Annotated in this window: 2 protein-coding genes; one reads left to right on the top strand and one right to left on the bottom strand. The window is 67.4% G+C overall.

The window, feature by feature from the left end; translation table 11 throughout:
• Positions 1 to 385: hypothetical protein (locus ACIOEW_RS41235; protein WP_401970758.1), on the top strand; the 385-nt coding region annotated here is incomplete at its 5' end.
• Here the strand turns inward: ACIOEW_RS41235 and ACIOEW_RS41230 are convergent.
• A complete protein-coding gene (locus ACIOEW_RS41230) occupies positions 377 to 1,579 on the bottom strand; it encodes an IS110 family transposase (RefSeq protein ID WP_401970756.1) in 1,203 nt (400 codons plus the stop codon). The genes ACIOEW_RS41235 and ACIOEW_RS41230 overlap by 9 nt on opposite strands.
• Between the last annotated feature and the right edge of the window lie 244 nt (positions 1,580 to 1,823).

The following is a 1,823-nucleotide window of genomic DNA, read 5'->3' as shown; positions in this document are numbered from 1 at the left end:
GGGGGGGTGCCCCTATCTCTTTGGTCAAGGGTGCGGGTTGCTGGTGGGTGAGGATGTGGGCATGACGACCTGGTTCCGCACCTACTACGAAGACGAAGATCTGTGGCTGTATTTCGAGGCCGATGAGGCGGGTTGGGCGGCGCGTCACGTTGAGGTCCGGGGGAAGGACTCACGGCCGGTGACGGCTGCCTCTTTGGAAGAGGTGCTCCACTTGCGTGATCATGCCGATCCGGCGGCGATGGGTCGCTATGAACGGCAATACGGCGTCCTGGCCGAGGCTGCGCTCGACGGCTGGCAGGACCAGCCGCAGGCAGCCGAGATCCCGGTGGAGGAGTTCGAGCGCCTGTGGGTCGAGGCCAGGCGAATTCTTGGTGCCTCAGGCTGATCTGGCGGGCTGAGGTTCGTAGAAGGTTCCGTCGCGGAGCATCGCGAAGAGGACGTCGGCTCTGCGGCGGGCGAGGCAGAGCAGGGCTTGGGTGTGGTGCTTGCCCTGGGCGATCTTCTTGTCGTAGTAGGCCCGCGATGCCGGGTCGCCCAGAGAGGCGAACGCGGAGAGGAAGAAGGCCCGTTTGAGTTGCTTGTTTCCCCTCTTGGAGGGTTGTTCGCCGCGGATCGAGGACCCTGAGCTGCGGGTCGCTGGGGCGAGTCCGGCGTAAGCGGCGAGGTGGCCGGCGGTTGGGAAGGTGCTGCCGTCGCCGACCTCGATCAGGATCCGTGCTCCGGTCCTGACGCCGATGCCCGGCATCGACCTCAGGACCTTGGAAAGAGGATGAGCCTCCAGGAGTCCCTCGATCCGCCCGGCCAGCAGGCTGCGCTGGTCAAGGACGGCGCTCAGCGATCCGGCCAGGCTCGGGACGATCAAAGCGGCCGCCTCGGTGCCCGGAACGGTAACGGTCTGCTCGTCCAGGGCAGTGAAGATCTCCTCGACCAGCCGCTCGGCCATCCTCGGAGCCTTCGGCCGTAACAACGTGACGAGGCGGCGTCGTCCGGCCTTACGGATCTGGGACGGAGAGCCGAACCGCTCCAGCAGGGCCAGAACGGCCGGGTGTTGCAGCCGCGGCCCCAGCACCCGCTCCAGAGAAGGATGGATCTGGGTCAGCAGGCCATGCAGCCGGTTCGCGACCCGGGTGGCTTCGCCGGCCAGGTCGTCGTCGAAGCCGACGATCATCTCCAGCTCGGCGATCGTCTCGTCCTCCCCGTCGATGGCCCGCAGAGTGTGCGGCATCGCCCGGGAGGCATCGGCGATGATGAACGCGTCCCGCGCATCCGTCTTGGCCTCGCCCGGGTAGAGGTCGGCGATCCGCCGCATTGTCAGCCCGGGCAGGTAGGCGACCGGACAGCCCATGTCCCTCGCAACCGCCAGCGGCAGGGCCCCGATCGAGGCCGGCTGATCGACCACGACGAGCACGGTGCCGTGCTTGGCCTGGAGTTTCGCGAAGAGCTCGCGGAGCTTGGGCTCGGTGTTGGGCAGGCGCTTGTCGAAGGCTTTCTTCCCGGCCGGGGTGACGGCGGTGGCGTGGTGTTCGCCCTTGCCGACGTCCAGGCCGAGGAAGACGTCGATGTCGCCGGTGTCGATCACGTGCAGGCCCCTCCAGTCACGCTTTTCGTCCGGCCTGCCAGGGCACCGAGCTGCCACACCCACGTTACGGAGAGCTCTTCCGGCTCGGGTGAAGCCGGTGCTCAAGCCCCTCATCAGCGGTCCGTCGATGCCTCCGGGCCCGGTGACACCACCCCCCGGATCATCAACAACAAGGGGGGGAAGTCATGCCGGACCCGAAGGCCGGAGGCCCCATTGCGGAGCCACGAAAACGGTAACGGGGGGG

The organism is Streptomyces sp. NPDC087901 (assembly GCF_044742205.1).
Classification (GTDB): Bacteria; Actinomycetota; Actinomycetes; order Streptomycetales; family Streptomycetaceae; genus Streptomyces.
Note: the sequence above shows the minus strand (reverse complement) of the source record. Positions and strands in the feature narration are given on the sequence as shown.